This is a genomic window from Sphingobacterium hungaricum (assembly GCF_015210005.1).
Classification (GTDB): domain Bacteria; phylum Bacteroidota; class Bacteroidia; order Sphingobacteriales; family Sphingobacteriaceae; genus Sphingobacterium; species Sphingobacterium hungaricum.
Genome location: NZ_MU158698.1, coordinates 788,993 through 808,964, shown reverse-complemented (window position 1 = coordinate 808,964; position 19,972 = coordinate 788,993). Strand labels below are relative to the sequence as shown.

Annotated in this window: 19 protein-coding genes and 1 tRNA gene; 10 read left to right on the top strand and 10 right to left on the bottom strand. The window is 37.6% G+C overall.

What is annotated here, in order from left to right:
• Positions 1-81 precede the first annotated feature (81 nt).
• The 3 genes from C4F49_RS06700 to C4F49_RS06690 form a co-directional block, all read right to left on the bottom strand.
• Positions 82-1,113, bottom strand: coding sequence for a LacI family DNA-binding transcriptional regulator (locus tag C4F49_RS06700; RefSeq protein WP_196935103.1), 1,032 nt, complete (start codon positions 1,111-1,113; stop codon positions 82-84).
• Between the two features lie 77 nt (positions 1,114-1,190).
• The gene (lolA1, locus tag C4F49_RS06695; protein ID WP_196935102.1) at positions 1,191-1,832 is read right to left on the bottom strand and encodes an outer membrane lipoprotein periplasmic chaperone LolA1; all 642 of its coding nucleotides are present in this window, start codon (positions 1,830-1,832) and stop codon (positions 1,191-1,193) included.
• A 2-nt stretch (positions 1,833-1,834) separates the two neighbouring features.
• The gene (locus C4F49_RS06690) at positions 1,835-4,414 is read right to left on the bottom strand and encodes an FtsK/SpoIIIE family DNA translocase (RefSeq protein WP_196935101.1); all 2,580 of its coding nucleotides are present in this window, start codon (positions 4,412-4,414) and stop codon (positions 1,835-1,837) included.
• Positions 4,415-4,567: 153 nt separating this feature from the next.
• Between C4F49_RS06690 and C4F49_RS06685 the strand changes: the two genes are divergently transcribed.
• Positions 4,568-5,266 carry a DUF4397 domain-containing protein gene (locus C4F49_RS06685; RefSeq protein ID WP_196935100.1) on the top strand — a complete coding sequence of 233 codons (699 nt, stop codon included), beginning with the start codon at positions 4,568-4,570 and terminating at the stop codon, positions 5,264-5,266.
• A gap of 199 nt (positions 5,267-5,465) precedes the next feature.
• Here the strand turns inward: C4F49_RS06685 and tyrS are convergent, their stop codons facing one another.
• On the bottom strand, positions 5,466-6,749 hold the full coding sequence (tyrS, locus tag C4F49_RS06680; protein WP_196935099.1) for a tyrosine--tRNA ligase: 1,284 nt from the start codon (positions 6,747-6,749) through the stop codon (positions 5,466-5,468).
• Between the two features lie 88 nt (positions 6,750-6,837).
• Here tyrS and C4F49_RS06675 point away from each other — a divergent pair, with 88 nt between their 5' ends.
• Both C4F49_RS06675 and C4F49_RS06670 read left to right on the top strand, forming a co-directional pair.
• Entirely contained in the window at positions 6,838-7,521 is a 684-nt protein-coding gene (locus tag C4F49_RS06675; RefSeq protein ID WP_196935098.1) for a hypothetical protein, read from the top strand.
• A 43-nt stretch (positions 7,522-7,564) separates the two neighbouring features.
• On the top strand, positions 7,565-9,259 hold the full coding sequence (locus C4F49_RS06670; RefSeq protein WP_196935097.1) for an amino acid permease: 1,695 nt from the start codon (positions 7,565-7,567) through the stop codon (positions 9,257-9,259).
• Positions 9,260-9,274: 15 nt separating this feature from the next.
• On the opposite strand, the gene C4F49_RS06665 is transcribed toward C4F49_RS06670, so the two are convergent.
• Positions 9,275-9,976, bottom strand: a complete 702-nt coding sequence (locus C4F49_RS06665) for a YjjG family noncanonical pyrimidine nucleotidase (protein ID WP_196935096.1) — start codon at positions 9,974-9,976, stop codon at positions 9,275-9,277.
• A 122-nt stretch (positions 9,977-10,098) separates the two neighbouring features.
• On the opposite strand from C4F49_RS06665, the gene C4F49_RS06660 reads away from it, so the two are divergent.
• The 6 genes from C4F49_RS06660 to C4F49_RS06635 are packed head-to-tail and all read left to right on the top strand — an operon-like array spanning position 10,099 to position 14,361.
• Complete coding sequence (locus tag C4F49_RS06660) at positions 10,099-10,974, top strand: sensor histidine kinase (protein WP_196935095.1); 876 nt, start codon at positions 10,099-10,101, stop codon at positions 10,972-10,974.
• The gene (locus C4F49_RS06655; protein WP_196935094.1) at positions 10,964-11,674 is read left to right on the top strand and encodes a response regulator transcription factor; all 711 of its coding nucleotides are present in this window, start codon (positions 10,964-10,966) and stop codon (positions 11,672-11,674) included. Before C4F49_RS06660 ends, C4F49_RS06655 begins: the two co-directional genes overlap by 11 nt.
• 8 nt (positions 11,675-11,682) lie before the next feature.
• On the top strand, positions 11,683-12,198 hold the full coding sequence (locus C4F49_RS06650; RefSeq protein ID WP_196935093.1) for a hypothetical protein: 516 nt from the start codon (positions 11,683-11,685) through the stop codon (positions 12,196-12,198).
• Complete coding sequence (hemE, locus tag C4F49_RS06645) at positions 12,198-13,232, top strand: uroporphyrinogen decarboxylase (protein WP_196935092.1); 1,035 nt, start codon at positions 12,198-12,200, stop codon at positions 13,230-13,232. The genes C4F49_RS06650 and hemE overlap by 1 nt, the downstream gene beginning before the upstream one ends.
• Positions 13,233-13,266: 34 nt before the next feature.
• Entirely contained in the window at positions 13,267-13,818 is a 552-nt protein-coding gene (locus tag C4F49_RS06640) for a CopD family protein (protein WP_196935091.1), read from the top strand.
• A 36-nt stretch (positions 13,819-13,854) separates the two neighbouring features.
• Positions 13,855-14,361 carry a hypothetical protein gene (locus tag C4F49_RS06635; RefSeq protein ID WP_196935090.1) on the top strand — a complete coding sequence of 169 codons (507 nt, stop codon included), beginning with the start codon at positions 13,855-13,857 and terminating at the stop codon, positions 14,359-14,361.
• Positions 14,362-14,413: 52 nt separating this feature from the next.
• On the opposite strand, the gene C4F49_RS06630 is transcribed toward C4F49_RS06635, so the two are convergent.
• From C4F49_RS06630 to C4F49_RS06610, 5 genes are all read right to left on the bottom strand, one after another.
• Entirely contained in the window at positions 14,414-15,844 is a 1,431-nt protein-coding gene (locus tag C4F49_RS06630) for an NAD-dependent succinate-semialdehyde dehydrogenase (RefSeq protein WP_262894784.1), read from the bottom strand.
• Positions 15,845-15,879: 35 nt separating this feature from the next.
• A complete protein-coding gene (locus C4F49_RS06625; protein ID WP_196935088.1) occupies positions 15,880-16,317 on the bottom strand; it encodes a thiol-disulfide oxidoreductase DCC family protein in 438 nt (145 codons plus the stop codon).
• 44 nt (positions 16,318-16,361) lie between these two features.
• The gene (locus tag C4F49_RS06620; protein ID WP_196935087.1) at positions 16,362-17,576 is read right to left on the bottom strand and encodes a bifunctional 3,4-dihydroxy-2-butanone-4-phosphate synthase/GTP cyclohydrolase II; all 1,215 of its coding nucleotides are present in this window, start codon (positions 17,574-17,576) and stop codon (positions 16,362-16,364) included.
• Positions 17,577-17,653: 77 nt separating this feature from the next.
• Complete coding sequence (locus C4F49_RS06615; protein WP_196935086.1) at positions 17,654-19,117, bottom strand: LptF/LptG family permease; 1,464 nt, start codon at positions 19,115-19,117, stop codon at positions 17,654-17,656.
• 81 nt (positions 19,118-19,198) lie between these two features.
• Positions 19,199-19,576 carry an START-like domain-containing protein gene (locus tag C4F49_RS06610; RefSeq protein WP_196935085.1) on the bottom strand — a complete coding sequence of 126 codons (378 nt, stop codon included), beginning with the start codon at positions 19,574-19,576 and terminating at the stop codon, positions 19,199-19,201.
• 268 nt (positions 19,577-19,844) lie between these two features.
• Here C4F49_RS06610 and C4F49_RS06605 point away from each other — a divergent pair.
• Positions 19,845-19,918, top strand: a tRNA-Met gene (locus C4F49_RS06605).
• The last annotated feature ends 54 nt before the right edge of the window (positions 19,919-19,972 follow it).

Genomic DNA, 19,972 nt, shown 5'->3' with positions numbered 1-19,972 from the left:
ACTCATTCAGGTTTAATAAGTTCAGTTGTGAAAGTGGGGCGCTCGCCTCACTTTTCTTGTTTAAAGAAATCTAGAATGGTATTAAATTTTTGTCGAATTTCTTAACTGGATAGTCGTTTCCAGCAAGATGGATTCATACGGAAAATCAGAACGATCTTTTTCATTTGACAAGCGGATCAGTTTATTTGTGGCAATGTAACCAATATCAAAAGCTGGCTGTTTGATAGTCGATAAGGAAGGGTTTAAAGATTGAGCCAATTCCGTATTGGCGAATCCGATGACGGCTAAATCTTCAGGTACGCTGTATTTTGTTTCAGATAAAATACCAAGCACGCGCGTAGTTAAGGTGTCTGTCGTTCCTAAAATGGCATCAGGAGCATTTTCTTGCTTCATCAATTTCATCAATTCTTTCTTCAGCTCATAATCCATTTGTTCTTTTGTCTTATTGTAATCACAATAGATAATGAGATCTTGATCAATCGAAATTGAATTATCTTCCAAAGCTTTTAAATATCCATTCAGACGTTCTGAGGTTACGCCGAGATTTTTTCCGCATAACACGGCAATGCGTTTGCGCCCGATTTCCAGTAAATGCTTGGTCGCATTGTACGTTCCTACAAAACTATTTACTCCAACTTTATGCGTTTCGAGCGGATATTCTACTCGGTCAAATAATATAATCGGCGTAATGTTTTCGTGCACATGTTTGATGTATTCAACATTCGATTCCTGCGAAGCAGGAGAAATCATTATTCCATCGACATTTTGATTGATCAGAAATTCAATACAGGATTTTTCGATGATATTATTATCTCGGCTCTGCATAAAAACAATGTGATAATTGTTTTCCAAAGCTGCTTTGTGTGCACCTTCCAAAATTTGAGATTGCACAGGATTTGCCATAAACGGAATAATGATTCCTATGGTATTCGTTTTGCCAATCTTTAAATTTTTAGCAAACAGATTGGGCTGGTAATTGTGCTTTTCAGCCAATTGCCTGATTTTCTTTTTCGTCGCTTCACTTATTTCATAGCTATCATTCAACCCTTTAGAAACGGTTGAAATAGACATTTTTAACATCTTTGCTAAATCCTTAAGTGTTATTTTAGACATGGTTTATTACTTATGGCAACTATATAATTAAGAAATTAGATAGTTAACGAGTTGACCTATTTGAATGTGACAAATATTTATCTCAAATCTACGACTTCAAATGAAGGATACTTGCTCTTTTCAAATTTAAATGTGCTTGGATTCAATTTGTGGTTGACAAAAAGCGAGTTGATCGTATACGTATATTTCGCGCCAGATTTATCAAATATCAGCACATCATGGATGTGTTTATTTTGATTGATGCGCAATTTAATTTTAAAATAATTTTTCTTTGTATCAATCGGTGAGAGCTCAATCACATTCAACGCTTCACCCTTCAATCGTTCATCATCCATACTTACATATTTGAACCCTGTTTTATAGAATGTAAATATATTGTTTGGACCTATCGATTCCGTGCTGTTATTGGCATCTGTAACTTGAACTTCTTTTTCCTCTTTCAAAATAGACCAGACCGATTTTCCATCACTGATCAATTCCTGGTCTTTTAAAACAATTTTATATTGCTTCAAAGGTTTATTCAAGTACATCACTCCGCCATCTGTGTAATTTTCAGCATCAACTTGATTTGCTTGAAAGGAAAAATCAGCTTGAACGGTTTTATAAGCATCATATTTTTTGGACACTTGATCCAATAACTTTTTGGCAAATGCATCTTGCTGAGCAAATGTAAGCCCTGAATAACAGCTAATCAATAACAATAAAACTAATCTTCTCATTTCTAATGATCTTTACGTAACGTTTCTAAAAATTGTTCTAAAGAATACTCATCTGGATAAAGCACCTCGCGTGCTTTGCTTCCTTCAAATGGACCTACAATTCCTGCAGCTTCCAATTGATCGATGATTCTTCCAGCTCTGTTATAGCCCAATTTGAGTTTACGCTGAATCAATGAAGTCGAACCTTGTTGATGCATGACGATTAATCGTGCTGCATCTTCAAATAATTGATCTCTATCTGATAAATCTATATCGCCAATGCCACTTCCTTCTCCGTTTTCATCTACATATTCCGGCAATAAAAAGGCAGAAGAATAGCCTCTTTGATTACCAATGAAATCCGAAATATCATCTACCTCTGGTGTATCTACAAACGCACACTGAATACGGATCAGATCAGAACCAGTTGCCAACAGCATATCTCCACGACCAATCAACTGATCAGCACCCCCAGAATCCAAAATTGTTCTTGAATCCACTTTCGACAATACCCTAAATGCCAATCGTGCAGGGAAATTCGCTTTGATTGTTCCTGTAATAATGTTGACCGAAGGTCTTTGCGTAGCAATCACTAAATGTATCCCTACGGCTCTGGCCAACTGTGCTAAACGTGCAATAGGTGTTTCGACCTCTTTTCCGGCTGTCATCATTAAATCCGCAAACTCATCTACTATAAGAACTATAAATGGTAAGAATCGATGACCCTCCTCAGGGTTTAATCTGCGGTTAACAAATTTTACATTATATTCTTTTAAATTCCTGACTTGCGCATTTTTCAAGAGATCATATCGTTGATCCATTTCAATACACAAAGAATTCAATGTGTTGATTACTTTTTTCGTATCCGTAATAATTGCATCGTCTTCACCAGGTAATTTCGCCAAGAAATGACGTTCGATTTTTTTGAATAAAGAAAGTTCCACTTTCTTCGGATCGACTAATACGAATTTCAGTTCAGATGGATGTTTTTTGTACAATAGAGAAGTAAGGATTGCATTGATTCCGACAGATTTACCTTGCCCAGTTGCTCCAGCAACCAACAGGTGAGGCATTTTTGCCAAATCCGCAATGTACACTTCATTTGAAATTGTTTTTCCCAACGCAATAGGAAGATCCATGTCGGTACGCTGAAACTTTTCAGTTGCCAATACAGAACGCATCGAAACCATTTCCGGGTTGCTATTCGGAACCTCAATACCAATCGTACCTTTACCTGGCATCGGCGCAATAATCCTAATCCCAAGCGCAGCCAAACTTAAAGCGATATCATCTTCTAAATTTTTAATTTTAGAGATACGGACTCCAGGTTTTGGGATAATCTCATACAGCGTAACGGTCGGTCCAATCGTTGCTTTGATATGTTCAATTTCAATGCTATAATTGCGTAGCGTCTCCACAATTTTATTTTTATTGGCTTCTAATTCCTGCTGATTGATCGTGATTTTTCCAGAACCATAATCTTTTAGCAATTCCAAGGTTGGGTGCTTGTAACCCGAAAGGTCCAATTTAGGGTCATATTCTCCAAATTGTGCGACCAAATCGTTCGAAGTAATCGGTTTTTCTTCAATTACCTCAGCTACGCTTAAAGCTGGAACGGCTATTTCTTCTTCTACCGGAATGGATAGGGGAGCATCGATGCTCAATTCAATTTCTTTATTCGGATTTTCTGCTTTCGGAACATTAAAAACTGGAGTAACGCGCTCTTCAACTTCAAAATTGATTTCTCCAATTTCCTCCTCCTCGTCGATCAATTCTTCTTCTTGCTGGTTAGCATGTGGATGAATAGTTTCTTTCGTTATCGAATTGACGCGGTTGGATTTTGTTTCCATTTCTTCTGACTCATCAACAAGTAAAGCATCTTCATCTTCGGTTTTTTTAGCGGAGCTAAATGAAAACTTAAAATCATAATTGAATAGAAGAATAAGAGCGGTCAGGTAACTAAAAACCAATAACGCGCCGATTCCAATCGAACCGATCTGTGCTTTTAATAGTTGATTTGTCCAGTATCCAAATTTTCCTTCCAAAATATGTGGCGTATTGGCAATAAAATCTTGCAAAAATCCCAACGTTACTGAAATAAAAATAACAGCGATCAGGGAATAAATAATCGTTTTCCAGACTGGAAGCAATGATTTTTTATACAATAGTTTGTAACCAATAATAAACAAAACCACGATAAATAGAAAAGATGCAACTCCAAACCATTCATAAATAAATTGGTTGGCTAACAGTGCGCCGAATTTTCCAAGCTTATTTTCTACTATCGGTAAGTCTACGGACTCATCTGCGATTTCATCTGAAGTTTGGAACAGAGTTCCCCAGCCACTATTGGTTTGCGAAATGTAGCTTTGGTCTGTCTTCCATGTGAATAGGTAAGATATAAATGCTACAGTGAACACAAAAGAAAGCAACAGCAAAAATATACCCAAAATTTTGAGTGCTTTTCGCTGACCCTCCGAGAAATTTATACTATCAAAAGATTTTCTGGGTTCGCGCTTTTTATAGGATACGGTCGTAGCAGCTTTCGCCTTTTTCGCAGCTGCTGAGCCATTATTTTTAAACGTATTTCCTTTATTCGACATGAAATTTACACAATTCTTCTACTTACAAACTTATGAAAAAATAGCAGAATATTGTTGTTTGAGTTGGTTTTGTCTTTTGATGTAGCAAATCATGGTTGATAATCGTTAGAGATTAAAAAATAAAAGTTAATTTTAGTTTTTCTATGCATAACTATGTTTAAGATAAAATCATCCATCGCCATACTATTCGTACTGTTATTATTTGTGTCCTGCTCAAAAAATGATGCAGCGGAAATCGCTCAGTCAGACACAAGTTTGACCACATTATCCGCTATCAATGCCATACCAGGTTCGAAAGGTCTTGATTTGTATGTGGACGATATTCGGCTGAATAAAAGCACAGAGAATTTTGATTTTGGTGCATTCATGAATTATCGTTCTGTCTATCCAGGACAGCGTGCTTTGCATCTTGTGCAACCCGGTGCAACGGTAAACAATGCGTACGCTACAAAATCATTGAATTTTGCGGAAACAAAATACCATACGGTCTTCATTACAGGAACAAATTCAAGTGAAATCTTGCTTGCTGTGGATGAGATTAAAACGCCCGACGCCGGGAAAATAAGTATTCGTTTTGTGAATTTAAGTCCGGATGCGCCGGAACTGAATTTTCAATATGGAGAAAATACTGTAAGCGATTTTTCTAATTTGAAATATCAAGCCGTTTCTTCGTTTGTTGAATTGACATCAGGCATGACCTCTTGCCGAATCAATTCGAGAAGCACAAACTTTAAGGAACTAGCTTTTGATTATAATTTTGCTGACCGCGGAGTTTATACGGTCTTCGTCAAAGGACTTTTAAATACCTCAGACAATTCGAAAGCGCTGAGCTATTCGGTCGTGAAGTATTAAAAAGAGGCTGTATCATAAATCAATTTTGAACATCTTTTGCCAAATTAAGTTTTGAGCAAATGATTAAAGTTAGTAAAACGGGCAATTTTCGATGTGAAAATTGCCCGTTTTTTCTTTGTAAACAGTGACCTTAATCTGATGGCCAAATTTTATTTTGTAAAGCCAACTTCAATTTTACTTTTGATACAGCCTCTTTTGTTTAGATTACTTGAATCAAATAATAATTTTTCTTTCCTCGCTGAACCACCAAATAGGAGTCATTAATCAGCAAATCTTTTGAAACGATTTGTTCTAAATCTGTTAATTTTTCTCTGTTTAAAGAAACACCGCCACCTTGTAACATTTTGCGGGCTTCTCCTTTTGACGGGAAAACTGCAGTATGTACTGCCAATAAATCCAAAATAGCGATTCCGTTTTCGATATCCGCTCTATTGATTTTATAATGCGGAACACCATCAAAAACTTCTAATACTTCTTCTTCATTGAGTTCTGCCAAGAAACTTAGAGACCCATTTCCAAAAAGAAAATCCGATGTTTTAATCGCTAATTCATACGCTTCTTTCGAATGTGTACGAATGGTAATGTCTTCTGCTAAAGCTTTCTGAACAAGGCGTAAATGAGGGGCTTCATCGTGCTTTGCAATGATAGATTCCAATTCCTCTTTTGTCTTTAAAGTAAATATTTTAATCCAGTTCTTTGCATCGTCATCCGAAGCATTCAACCAGAATTGGTAGTATTTATAAGGAGAAGTTTTTTTGGCATCTAACCAGATTGCTCCTGATTCTGTCTTTCCAAATTTTTGTCCGTCGGATTTTTTAATCAATTGCGTAGTCACGGCAAAAGCAGATCCTTGGTCAATTTTGCGAATCATTTCACTTCCTGTGACAATATTTCCCCATTGATCCGAACCGCCCATTTGAACTTTACAATTATGGTTTTTCCATAAATAATAAAAATCATATCCTTGTATCAATTGATACGAAAATTCGGTAAATGAAAGGCCACTATCACCATCCAAACGAGATTTTACAGAGTCTTTTGACATCATGTAATTTACCGTAATCAACTTTCCAACGTCGCGAATAAATTCTAAGAACCCAAATTCTTTAAACCAATCGTAGTTGTTTACCATTTTAGCGTCCGTTTCACCTTCGCCAAAATTTAAGAACTTGCTCAATTGATTCTTTAAACTATTCACATTATGTTGTAAAGTTGCTTCGTCCAATAAATTGCGTTCCGCAGATTTAAAAGAAGGGTCACCAATCATTCCGGTCGCACCGCCAACCAAGGCAACAGGTTTGTGTCCTGCATGCTGAAAGTGGATCAACGTCATGATCTGTGTCAAGTGACCTACGTGCAAAGAATCTCCTGTAGGATCGAAGCCAATATATCCGGCAACTTTTTCTTTATTCAGTAATTCTTCTGTACCTGGCATGATATCCTGTAACATGCCTCTCCAACGTAATTCTTCTATAAAGTTCATTTCAAAAATGTGTAATATTTTTTTATAAGATTGCAAAGATAACAGATTATGCTGTATCTTACATGAATAAATTGGATTACATACCGCATTGAATTTTGTATCACACTATTATTTTGAGCGTTATGCACATGAGCCCGAGCGTGTGTTGGGCAGTTTGTTGCCCGATTTATTAAAAAACGCAGACAAATCCTATTCCTTTCAACCTCAGCGTTTCGAAGAAATTCTTTTTGCAAATCCGCAGACCAGGGCAATTTCTGAAGGCTGGTACAGACATGTTGAAGTCGATAAATTGTTTCACAATTGCGACTTCTTTCTGTCACATTCCCATCAATTAAGGAAAAAAATTGATCCTGTTCTTGGCGATTTGCCAATCAGAGCTTCCTTTTTAGCACATATAGCCATTGAAATTCTATTGGATCATTTGATTATTCAGGATCAAGTAGTCAATGTAGCCCGATTGTACGAGCATTTAGAAAGCGCTAGCAAGAAACACACGAAAATTTACCTCGAGCAAATAGGTTTAGAAGATACCAGTCGCTATTTCTCGTTTTATGACCGATTCCTACAGTCCAAATACATGTTTCAATACGAGAATATTGAAAATTTATCGCATGCTTTATTCAATATTTGTAAACGTGTTTGGGATTTTCAGGTAGAAGAGAAACATCAACAGCAACTTACAGGTGTTTTAATCGATTATAAGAGCGATTATTTGTCGAACTACAAAGAAGTTTTCCATTACATCCAAGCAAACATGACTTATTTGTCATAATTTTTGCCAATTTTTGTACCTTAACCTTTATTAAAAAGAATATATGGCAAATAGACTTTTCAGAAAGAAGAGCGTCGAGCAGATTATGCGCGATTCAGAACATGGAGGTTCTGGTTTAGCAAAAATATTAGGCGTTCGTGATTTGGTTTCTTTAGGAATCGCAGCAATTGTAGGAGCGGGAATTTTCAGTACGATTGGATTGGCAAGTTTCAATGGAGGGCCTGCAGTTTCATTGCTTTTTGTTTTTGTAGCTTTTGCTTGTGTGTTTACGGCTTTGTCTTATGCGCAATTCGCTAGCACAGTTCCGGTTTCCGGAAGTGCATACACCTACGCATATGTCGCTTTTGGAGAATTATTTGCATGGATAATCGGCTGGGCGCTGGTTCTTGAATATGCGGTATCGAATATGGTTGTCGCGATCTCTTGGTCACAGTATTTTGTTTCGATGCTCGAGGGTTTTGGAATTTCGATTCCCAAATGGTTGACTATGGCTCCAGCCTATGCAACAGAAGCTCATGCTAAAATGCTTGAAGTGGGCGCAGCCAATTTAAGCGGTATCGATCGCATCGGATTGCAAGCCTATGAAACAGCGCCGCGTATCGCTGATTTTCCTATCATATTTGATTTGCCAGCTGGTTTGATTACAGTTTTTGTGACTTGGCTCGTGTATATTGGTATTAAAGAATCTCAACGTGCAAGTAACATCATGGTGATGATTAAGATTGGTGTTATACTTGCAGTTATTTTTGGAGGAATGTTTTTTATCAAACCTGAAAATTGGACACCTTTTGCTCCGAATGGTATGGAGGGCGTTTTAAGTGGAGTTGCAGCAGTGTTCTTCGCTTTTATTGGTTTCGATTCGATATCGACGACGGCGGAAGAATGTAAAAATCCCCAACGTGATTTGCCAAAGGCAATGATTTATTGTTTGGTTATTTGTGCGGTTTTATATGTTGCGATTACGCTAGTATTGACCGGGATGGTTAATTACACAGAGCTGAATGTGAAAGATCCATTAGCTTACGTGTTCCAATATGTTGGATTCGACCAAATGGCGGGTATTATTTCAGTCACCTCGGTGATTGCTATTACGTCGGCTTTGTTGGTATTCCAATTAGCTCAACCACGTATTTGGATGACGATGAGTAGAGACGGATTGTTGAGCAAACGTTTTTCTAAAATCCATCCTAAATACAAAACACCTTCTTACGCAACTATTGTAACAGGTTTTGTCGTTGCGATTCCGGCACTGTTTATGAAAATGGATTTCTTTGTTGATTTAACAAGTGTAGGAACATTTTTCGCCTTTATTTTAGTGTGTGCGGGTGTGTTGTACATGGATTATTCTGGATTATCCAAGAAATCCAAATTCAAAGTTCCTTACATCAATGGAAAATACATCGTTGGAATCGGATTTATTGTAGGAATTATTTTAGTGTACTTCTATGGTTCTGAAACCGTAGCCGACTGGACCAACATGGATTCTTCGCAGATTATTTTACATCATTCGTTGGTGATTATTTTTTGGCTGACTTGGCTAATTTTGAGCATTTACAGTTACAAGCTCAATTTCTCATTGCTTCCGGTAATGGGCATATTGATTAACCTGTATTTGATGTCAGAACTGGGCGCGAGTAACTGGATTATCTTCTTGCTTTGGTTAGCTGCAGGTTTGGTAATTTACTTCGCTTACGGATATAAAAATTCAAAATTAAATAAAGAAGCAACTGCAGAATAGCCTAGGATATCCTCATTAAAATAAATCTTGTAATTCTTTTAATGAGGATATGCTGTGGATAATATCTGTCGGTTTTTCTTGCGCACGCGGATTGAAAAAGATAGCTTCCATCCCAAAATTTTGTGCGCCTCGAACATCTGCATCTAAATTGTCGCCAATCATTATCGAATACTCTTTTTGCGCTTTTCCATTGCGAACAGCATAGTCAAAGATTTGAGGATTCGGTTTATTAACGCCGATCAGCTCTGAAATAACAATCGTTTTGAAATAAGGCAAGAGTTTGCTGTGTGCTAATTTCTTTTCGCAGGCTTCCTTGAATCCATTTGATATTAAATGCAACGTGTATTTTTGCTTCAAATAATCCAGCGTTTCCAAAGCATGAGGGAATAGGTTGGTTTTCGTGGGACAAATTTCCAAATACTCTTCTTCAAAACTTTTTGGGAATAAGGAGGGATCCACGCCGAGTTCTGTAAACGTGTCCGCAAAACGAAGCTTACGCAAGGTTGCTTTGTCAATCTTACCGTGATGGTACAAATTCCAAACACGGTGATTATTTCGGGTATAAGTCGAAATAAATAACTCCGGCGTAGCTTGATTAAAAAGTTCATCAAAACGATACGAAAAATATAACTCGTTCAGCGTTTCTTCGGCATTCCGATCAAAGTCCCAAATCGTATGGTCAAGATCAAAAAATATATCCTTTTTATGTGTAAACATGCACAAAGATAGCTTTATCTGATTTTGATTAAAACCTCGATTTTCCTATTAGTGTCAAAATGCAGTGCGTATTTTTTAATGATTTGCGATTTAAGTACTTTTGCCATTATTCTATAGCAAATATGAAAAAGGCACTTATCCTGTTTTATTTTTTAATTCTATATTCGATCTCGCAGCTGCTATGGTGGGGGTATATTTTAATCAAATTTGAACCCGACCGCAAAGGCATGATTATCGGAGAGGGATTGATCTTTTTGCTGATTTTTGTTTGGGGAGCGCTGAAATTGAAAAATCAATTTAAACGCGAACACAAAATCCATCAGCAGCAACAGAATTTCTTGCTTTCTATCACGCATGAATTAAAATCGCCATTGGCATCAATCAAATTGTATATTCAGACAATTCTGAAGAGAGATTTGGACAGGGAACAGCAAAAAATGTTTCTAAGCAATTCACTGAAAGACATCGAGCGTTTGGATGATTTGGTTGAAAATGTATTATTAACCACCAAATTGGAGAACAGAGCATATAACCTGCCGAAAGAAAACTTTAATTTTACAGAGTTAATCATGAGCGTGGTGGATCGTTTGCAGAAAAATGCCTGCAAGACTCAAGTCATCAAGCCTGATTTAGAGGAAAATATCCAAATTCACGCGGATAAGTTTGCGATTACAAATGTGGTTACGAATTTGATCGAAAATGCAGTAAAATATTCTCCTCCTTGTGCCAGCATCGTCGTCAAATTATATGTCGAAGAGGGGAAATTAAATTTTTCCGTAGCAGATCATGGAGAAGGTATTTCAGATGAAGAAAAAAAGCTTATTTTTAATAAATTCTATCGTATCGGAAATGAATCAACCCGTAAAACCAAAGGCACTGGTTTGGGGTTATATATTGTAAAAACAGTTTTACAAAAACACCACGCGAATATCCGCGTGAAAAACAACGCTCCATCGGGGAGTATTTTTGAAGTAACATTTGATAATTATGCAAGCTAAACAAAGAATATTGTTAGTCGAAGACGAGGAGCACTTGTTAGAAGCTATAAAATTAAACCTTGAATTGGAAGGTTATCGCGTAACGACAGCGACTGACGGTAAAAAAGCGCTTAAAGTTTTTAAAGAAGAGCGTTTTAACCTAATCATTTTGGATGTCATGATTCCAGAAATCGATGGATTTCAAGTTGCTGAAACTATTCGTTTGCAAAATAGCGAAGTTCCGATTATGTTTCTTACCGCTAAAAATAGCAGCGAAGACCGCATTACCGGATTAAAAAAAGGAGCCGATGATTATTTGGTTAAACCTTTTAATTTAGAAGAACTGATTTTGCGCGTGGGTAATTTAATCCGTCGTGGCATGAAAGGTGATGATTTAAAAGAATTAAATTCCTATACGATCGGTGATAAAACTATCTATTTTAATTCTTACGAATTGCATCAAGCCGATGGTTCGATTACTTCGTTGACTAAAAAGGAAACGATGTTATTGAAATTATTGATTGAACGCAGAAATGAAGCTGTTTCAAGAGAACAAATCTTAGAAACGGTTTGGAATTACGATGTCTATCCTTCCACTCGTACTATTGACAATTTCATTTTAACGTTCCGAAAATATTTTGAACCTGACCAAAAGCACCCTGTTTATTTCCATTCCATTCGTGGCGTAGGATATAAATTTACAGAAAACGGGAATGCTTAACTAAGCGAATGAATACAAGATCCAGAATTATTGTGATATGCATTGCAGTGGCATTCTTAGCCTATGCAATTTTTGCCGGACATCTATACATGAGTGTGTATATCCTTGGCGGAATCGGGTATTTGATATGGAGCCATTTCCGTGAGGGAACGGTATTTTTAGCAACCCAAGCATTTCATCAGCAAGATTACGAAAAGACAAAATACCTGTTGCAGGAAATCAAAAATCCTGATCAATTGCGGAAAGGCCGCAGAAATTTTTATGAGTTTATGCTAGGCAATATCGCCTTGAAAGAAGATCGGGTAGAGGAAGCCGAATACCATTTTCAGCTGGCATCCCGTTTACCTTGGCGCAAAGACCATGAAAAGGGAATGGTGCTGATTAATCTGGCAAATATTAATCTTCGCAAGAAGGAATACGATCGGGTAGAAGCCTACCTTGATTTAGCCAGAAAATTGAAGCTTACCGAAAGACAAAATAACATCATCCACAAAATAGAATTCGAATTAAAAAAATATAAATAGTGAGTACAGAATTAAAAAACGACTTGTTTATTAGAGCTGCTTTAGCAGAGCAAACGGAAAGACCTCCCATTTGGATGATGCGTCAAGCTGGACGTTTCATGCCTGAATATTGGGAAATTAAAAACAAGTATTCATTCTTGGAAATGTGTAAAACGCCAGAAATCGCAGCGGATGTAACCATGTTGCCTGTCGATTTATTGGATACAGATGCCGCTATTTTATTTTCAGATATCTTGGTCACTCCTGAAGCGATGGGCGGTGACTTAAGTTTCGAACAAGGAGTTGGTCCGCGCTTTAGCAATCCAGTCCGTACTTGGGAAGACGCAAAACGTTTGGACGTGGATGTCTTGCCGAAGTTGAAGTATGTTGCGGATGCGATTCAGGTTATCCAACAACGCCTGAATGGACGTATTCCTTTGATTGGATTTGCAGGTGCGCCATTTACAATTTTAAGTTATTTGGTAGAAGGAAGTTCTACGAAAGATTTTAAGAACACAAAGTTGCTGTTAAATAATGATCCCGAATTAGCGCATTATATTCTTCAAAAAATTGCTGATCTGACTGTGGATTATTTAAACATGCAGATTGCTGTTGGCGTGGATGCTGTTCAATTATTCGATAGCTGGGCTTCAGCTTTATCTTGGAATGATTACAAGGAATTTTCTCACGCGTATAACCAACAGATTATTTCGAAATTAAACCGCTCTGTTCCCGTGATTTCGTTTTGCAAAGGTGCATCCGTATTTGCTCCTTTACTGATCGAAACCAATCCAAATGTAATTTCCATTGATTGGAATGCCGATATCAGAACCGTTAAAAATTCGTTGCCAGAAGGAATGGCTATTCAAGGAAATTTAGATCCTTTTGTTCTGTATGCAGACAAAAAGGTAATTAAAGCTAAAATCCTAAATATTATTGAAAGCATGCGCGGTGAGAAAGGTTTTATATTTAATTTGGGACATGGCATTATGCCTGATATTCCATTTGACAATGTAAAATATGCTTTCGAAGTTGTCAAAGAATTCCGATATTAATAGTTCTTTATTGAGCTAATTTAGAGTTTAAAGGATGATTTATTTATACGCCAAAGCAATCCATATTATATTTGTTATCTGTTGGATGGCAGGGTTATTTTATATGCCAAGGCTATTTATTTATCATACCGAAGCTAAGGGTAAATCGCCCGAAGCTTACGCTGCTCTTCACGCTCAATTCTCCATTATGGAAAATCGATTATGGTGGGTGATTACTACACCCGCCATGTATCTAACTGTGGCAGCGGCGTTGGTTATGCTCTACATCAATCCCTATTTGATCAACGAAAGCTGGATGCAACTAAAATTGCTTTTCGTTGCTGGATTGATAGCATATCATTTTAAAACACAGCAAATGATGTTTCGTCTGAGAGATGAAAAATTATCGTGGACATCGACACATTTGAGGCTTTGGAATGAGGTTTCTACTATTTTGCTGTTCGCAATCGTATTTATTGTTGTTCTTAAATCTGCTCTCAACTGGATTTATGGCGTCTTGGGATTATTGGCTTTTGCCATCTTGCTCATGATGCTTGTTAAAGCGTATAAAAATTACAGAAAAAATTTAGGTGAAAAAGTAGATTAATATTAACTTAGTTGAAATTATTTTACCTTAAGTTATATGAAGTCTTATTCACTTTTTGTTTTATTAATTTTTAGCTCAATTGCTGGCTTTGCGCAGCAACAAAAATGGTCAGCTGGTTTGTATTCTCACATGGAGATGGAGTCTCCGCATTATGATTTTAGTATTGGTGTTCAAGGAAAGTACGATTTTGCGCTCAGACATGCTGCACAAGCGCAAGTTTCCCTTGGAAGCAATGCTACTTTTTTAGAAGCATCTTACTTATTCAGCTTTTTAGACAGAACGAAATCCAATTTCAATGTGTTTGCAGGAGCGGGTGTAGGTCATTATTTCTACAGCTTCAATTCAAGTTTCTACGTGAATAATGAAGTAGTAACTGCTGAAATTTCAGACAATACCATTCTATTAAGCGGTCAACTCGGTATTTCCTATTATATTCCAAAAATCAAAACATCGATTTATACAGGATATAAAGCTTATTACGATGTAGATTACGATCAGTTAGCACCAAACTATTTAATGTTAGGTGTTCGCTATCACTTTTAATCTGCGAAGATTACAGGAGAGGGATATCCATAGAAAACGGATATCCCTTTTTTTATGAGCCGTAACAAATGTATTTGATTTCTAGGTATTCGTCCAAACCATGTTTGGAACCTTCGCGTCCAACACCGGATTGTTTTACACCGCCGAAAGGTGCTGCGGCATTGGAAACCAATCCAGTATTCACGCCGACCATACCGGATTCTAACTGTTCTGAAACCCGCTGGCATCTGTGGATATTTTCAGAATAAAAATAAGCAGCCAGTCCGAACGGAGTATCATTCGCTAAGCGAATACCCTCTTCTTCGGAAGAAAATGTAAATAGCGCACATACGGGACCGAATGTTTCTTCTTGAGCAATCAATGCGTCGTTTGAAACATGAACTAAAACAGTGGGTTCATAAAAGAATCCTTTGATAGCTTTTCCTCCTGCTAATACTTTAGCTCCCTTTTGTAGCGCGTCTTCAACATGTTCAACCACCTTATCCAATCCCGATTGATTGATTAATGGTCCGACTTGAACTCCCTTTTTCATTCCGTCGCCTACCTGAAGTTTCTTTACTGCTTCTGCTAATTTTTTCGAAAATTCATCATAGATTTTCTCATGCACATAAAAACGGTTGACGGCCACGCAAGTTTGGCCCGCGTTTCTGAATTTCCCTGCTACAGCACCTTGCACAGCCTTGTTCAAATCGGCATCTTCAAAAACCAGAAATGGTGCGTTGCCACCTAATTCCATGGAAACTCGTTTGATGGTTCCGGCAGCTTGTTCCATTAGTGTGCTTCCGACCGATGTTGACCCAGTAAATGTTAGTTTGCGTATACGTGGATTAGTTGCTAATTCTTTCCCTATTCCCTTACTGTCTTTTGAAGTCAATACATTGAATACACCTTTAGGAATCCCAGCTTCTTCGGCTATTTTTGCGAGCGCTAGGGCTGTGAACGGTGTTTGGGATGCGGGCTTGACAATGATTGTGCAACCCGCGGCTAGGGCAGGAGCAACTTTGCGCGTTAACATGGCTAACGGAAAATTCCATGGCGTGATGGCTGCCACAACGCCGACAGGCTGTTTGATTGTACTTAGGCGCAGGCCCTTGCTTTGAGAAGGAATGTTCTCTCCATACGCTCGCTTCGCTTCCTCCGCAAACCATTCTAAAAATGAATTTCCGTAAGCAACTTCTGTCAATGCTTCTTCAAATGGTTTTCCGCATTCGGCAGTGATCAATTCCGCCAACTGATTTTTGTAGCTGTTGACCAGCTCAAACATTTTACGCACCGCAGCTGTTCGTTCGCCGACACTCGCATCTCGCCAGATGAACCACGCGTTCTCGGCATCGACGATTGCTTTTTGACAATCTTTAATGGACAAGTCTGGAACCGTTCCAACGACCTTTTGCGTAGAAGGATTTAGTACTTCAAATGTTTTTTTGCTTGAAATAAATTTTCCATTGATATAGGCTTTCTCTATAAATAAGGGATTTTTCATATGCATTCAATTTATGTAGTAAACGGAAGGTTTGCTTAAAAGTTTTCAATAAAGCGATTTCTTTCCTCGGGAGCAGGAATTCTGCAGCTGTCTTTTCGATTGAACCACTTGTATCGGTTGCGGGCGACATAATCGTAGGAGGCATCGCGCCATTTTCTGGGCAGAATTTTCCCAACTAAAAGCAAATTATAGGGAAAGCCTAAATAAGCTGCAATTTTTAAAGCAGCTTCACTTTTTATAAATAATTTGCCGTTCTCGATAAATACTATGGAATCAATATCCTTGGGAAGCTGTTTTTTTATTTCTTGACCAAATGGAGATTGCAACGATGCAAAAAACAATGTTTTTTTTCGATCTCGCCTAATGATGAAATCGACCGTGCTGTTGCACAAATTGCAGACACCATCAAACAAAAGAATGGGTTTCCCTTCGTTTAAGTTTGATGTATTTGCTATTGTTTCTGGTAATCTCATTTGTTTCTAAACAACAAGAGCGCATAAAGCGCTCCTGAATATTTTTATAAGTTTTTCAAAATGCTGTGTCCCATTCTGTCTCGCTTAGTTTTTAAATAAGTTTCGTTGTACTGATTGGGCTCAATTTCTATGGCTACATTATCCACAACCTCTAAGCCATAACCGATTAATCCGGCACGTTTTGTTGGGTTATTTGACATCAAGCGCATTTTGGTCACACCCATTTGTCTTAAGATTTGAGCACCCACGCCATAATCGCGCAAATCAGCTTTAAAACCTAACTGCAAATTCGCATCCACTGTATCGACGCCTTGCTCTTGCAATTTGTAAGCATGTAATTTATTTACCAAGCCAATACCGCGGCCTTCTTGATTCATGTAAACGATAATTCCTTTACCTTCCTCTTGAATCATTTGCATTGATTTGTGCAATTGCGGTCCGCAATCACAGCGGCAAGAACCGAAGATATCACCAGTCATGCATGAGCTATGCACGCGTACTAAGACAGGTTCGTCTTCTTTCCATTCACCTTTGTATAAAGCCAAATGTTGTTCGCCTGTATTCTTTTGCAAAAATGCTTTCAATTGGAAATCTCCCCATTGCGTAGGCATATTGACAGACACTTCTTCCTGAATCAACGAATCGTGTTTTAAACGATATTCGATTAAATCTTCAATGCTGATGATTTTAAGGTCAAAACGTTTCGCAACTTCCATTAAATCTGGAAGACGAGCCATTTCGCCATCATCTTTTAAGATTTCGACCAAGACACCTGCAGGTTCGAAACCAGCTAGGCGGGCTAAGTCAACTGAAGCTTCTGTATGTCCAGTACGGCGTAAAACGCCACCGTCTTTTGCGATTAATGGGAATATATGTCCTGGACGGCCTAATTCTTCAGGATGAATATTAGGGTCGATTAATGCTTTGATTGTTTTCGAACGGTCTGAAGCAGAAATACCTGTCGTACATCCGTAGCCTTGCAAATCGACTGATACCGTAAAATTAGTTTCGTAAACAGCGGTATTTTGACCAACCATCAATCCTAAGTTTAACTCATCACAACGTTGCTGGGTCAATGGAGCGCAAACTAAGCCTCTTCCATGCGTAGCCATAAAGTTAATTACTTCAGGGGTTGCATTTCGAGCAGCAGTAACAAAATCACCTTCATTTTCTCTATCTTCATCATCTACCACGATGATTACTTTTCCTGCCCGTATATCTTCGATTGCTTCTTGAATCGTATTTAATTTGATTTCCATTGCTTGTTGTACTATGTTTACAAAGTTAAGTGTATTGACCCTGGCTTTTATAACCAACTTGTCAAAAAGTGTATCGATTAAGGTTGGACACCTTTTTGTTTATTAAATTTCGCTTGTAGCCATTCCCATGCTTTATTGAATTTCACTTTGTATTGGTCAAGGTCAAATAAAGCAGAATCGGTCGTCGATTTATAAGTCAGAAAAATTGCTAAAGGTGTGAGCACAATAATAGCCATCCACATTCCATACATCGGTTCTAAACTTCCGTCTTTCGCTGATTTTTCAGCCATTGTGCTGATTACGTGATAAATCAAAAAGAAAATAATGGACATAACCACCGGTAATCCCAAACCGCCTTTCCGGATAATTGCACCTAAAGGTGCTCCAATGCCGAACAGCAATAAACAGGAAACCGCTAACGTAAATTTCCGATGCCATTCGATTTCATACCGAATCCCTTTATCTTTCAGAAGTTTATATTCTAAATTCTTATTGGCCAACACGTCTTTTATCTGACTCGATTGGCTTATGGCATTATCAATGACATTGCGTTGCATATTTTTCGGAACGACATCCGCCATAATATTCGAGAACTGCGAAACTCTATCTTGTTTTTGAGCGGAGTTCTTATAGTAAGGAGAAAAATAATGGTAATAATACCTTGATTCTTTGACCATCGTATTACCCACACTATCCATTGCCATTTGATTTGAATCTGAATAATGTTTAAGCTGTTTTAAGTTGAGCATTTGCTGATGCGTTCGGAAAAGATTTTCATCCGTGCGGGTCATTTCAAATGCATCCATACTGAATTTTTGTTCCGTTTCCTTAAATCGGAATCGGATATGCTGCTGACGTGGGTCGTAGTTTTTGGAATTTTTCGTGCGCGACTCCTCATAACGAATTCCATCTTTTAATTTCAGCACCATAAACTTGTTGTCTGCTGAATTTTGGATAAATCCTTCATCAGCAACCAACACATTCTTTCCTGAATTGCCATCACGTTGGTCGTAAATCATCAGGTCGTACAAGATTGTGCCGTCTTCATTCTTGTTTTTCACACGAATAGAATAGCCAGGAATGGTATTGTTAAAAACGCCGGGTTTAATAAAGAAATCGGCTTTTTTATTCCGAACATCCCATAGCAAAGAGCCCATCTTAAGATTCACAACAGGCAGGATATAGTCTGAGAAGAAAAAGGAGCCGGCGCTAAAAAGTCCGACAAGAACAAATAGCGGTGTCATGGCTTTGCGCAAAGAAACTCCAGCTGCTTTAATGGCAACGAGCTCATAACTTTCTCCTAAATTTCCGAAAGTCATAATAGATGACAAAAGCATTGAAAGAGGAAGCGCCATCGATAATTGAACGGCACATTGGTAGCCCATCAGTTCCAGAATCAGGTACCATTGGAAACCCTTTCCAATTAAATCATCGACGTATTTAAATAGAAAAAGCATCAAAAGCACAAACATCACAATACAGAATGTGACTAAAAATGGCTTTATAAATGCTTGTAAAATGAGTAAATGTATCTTCTTCATTCTTTGGACACCCCACAGTTAGAGCTGTCAAAACTTTAAAAGTTTAATCTGGCTCTGATAATGATACAAAGATACTAATTTTTAGGCTCCAATTACGCTTTGAAGATAGCTTATGGAATTATCCCATATTTTTTTCCGGTCGTCCAAATTATCTTCTTTTGAAAAATCGGTTATCGATAAAGCTACGTCATTAGTCAGCTCATCCTGAACGATTTCCATTTCAAAGAAGTATGGCTCATCTTCAATCCATTTGAATTTAACAGATTTGTTTTCTTTGGAAGCAATCAATCGTGCTCTAGATGACTCGTCATCCCAAACAAATTCATAAACTCCATCATGGTAATTTACGTCATCGGCGAACCACTGTGCGAGTTCATTTGGCTCTTGCAAATAAGGGTATAAGATTCTAGGTGAAGAATTTATGATATACTCTAGGTTAAACTTTATTTTTTCTGACATAAAAAACAATAAGCTATATAAAAATCTAATTAAGCACCTTTTTCCATTAACAAATTGGTTAGGTGTGAGCGTAATAATACAGAATATATCTGTGATTCAAAAGAATTGCAATTTCTTTTTTTTAACAATCTATTAATTATCAACAGTATTTAAATTTTGTTTTACATTTAATGGCATGTAAGGCAATTAAATAAGAATTATTATGGGTAATTATTAGATAATTCCTTTGAATATTATTTCGAATTGCTATATTTGCATCACTCAAAACGGCGGGGTAGCTCAGATGGTTAGAGCGCAGGATTCATAACCCTGAGGTCGGCAGTTCGATCCTGCTCCCCGCTACAAGGCTTTAGATAACTCTAGAGCCTTTTTTAATATTGGTACAGAATAGGTAAA

Bases quoted from the DNA above. Each gene is read 5' to 3' on its own strand.
- C4F49_RS06615 (WP_196935086.1), bottom strand. From the start codon at position 19,117: ATGAAGAAGATACATTTACTCATTTTACAAGCATTTATAAAGCCATTT.
- tyrS (WP_196935099.1), bottom strand. From the start codon at position 6,749: ATGAACTTTATAGAAGAATTACGTTGGAGAGGCATGTTACAGGATATC.
- C4F49_RS06670 (WP_196935097.1), top strand. From the start codon at position 7,565: ATGGCAAATAGACTTTTCAGAAAGAAGAGCGTCGAGCAGATTATGCGC.
- C4F49_RS06625 (WP_196935088.1), bottom strand. From the start codon at position 16,317: ATGAGATTACCAGAAACAATAGCAAATACATCAAACTTAAACGAAGGG.
- C4F49_RS06690 (WP_196935101.1), bottom strand. From the start codon at position 4,414: ATGTCGAATAAAGGAAATACGTTTAAAAATAATGGCTCAGCAGCTGCG.
- lolA1 (WP_196935102.1), bottom strand. From the start codon at position 1,832: ATGAGAAGATTAGTTTTATTGTTATTGATTAGCTGTTATTCAGGGCTT.
- C4F49_RS06665 (WP_196935096.1), bottom strand. From the start codon at position 9,976: ATGTTTACACATAAAAAGGATATATTTTTTGATCTTGACCATACGATT.
- C4F49_RS06630 (WP_262894784.1), bottom strand. From the start codon at position 15,844: ATGAAAAATCCCTTATTTATAGAGAAAGCCTATATCAATGGAAAATTT.
- C4F49_RS06685 (WP_196935100.1), top strand. From the start codon at position 4,568: ATGTTTAAGATAAAATCATCCATCGCCATACTATTCGTACTGTTATTA.
- C4F49_RS06660 (WP_196935095.1), top strand. From the start codon at position 10,099: ATGAAAAAGGCACTTATCCTGTTTTATTTTTTAATTCTATATTCGATC.
- C4F49_RS06620 (WP_196935087.1), bottom strand. From the start codon at position 17,576: ATGGAAATCAAATTAAATACGATTCAAGAAGCAATCGAAGATATACGG.
- C4F49_RS06610 (WP_196935085.1), bottom strand. From the start codon at position 19,576: ATGTCAGAAAAAATAAAGTTTAACCTAGAGTATATCATAAATTCTTCA.
- C4F49_RS06700 (WP_196935103.1), bottom strand. From the start codon at position 1,113: ATGTCTAAAATAACACTTAAGGATTTAGCAAAGATGTTAAAAATGTCT.
- C4F49_RS06635 (WP_196935090.1), top strand. From the start codon at position 13,855: ATGAAGTCTTATTCACTTTTTGTTTTATTAATTTTTAGCTCAATTGCT.
- C4F49_RS06655 (WP_196935094.1), top strand. From the start codon at position 10,964: ATGCAAGCTAAACAAAGAATATTGTTAGTCGAAGACGAGGAGCACTTG.
- C4F49_RS06650 (WP_196935093.1), top strand. From the start codon at position 11,683: ATGAATACAAGATCCAGAATTATTGTGATATGCATTGCAGTGGCATTC.
- C4F49_RS06640 (WP_196935091.1), top strand. From the start codon at position 13,267: ATGATTTATTTATACGCCAAAGCAATCCATATTATATTTGTTATCTGT.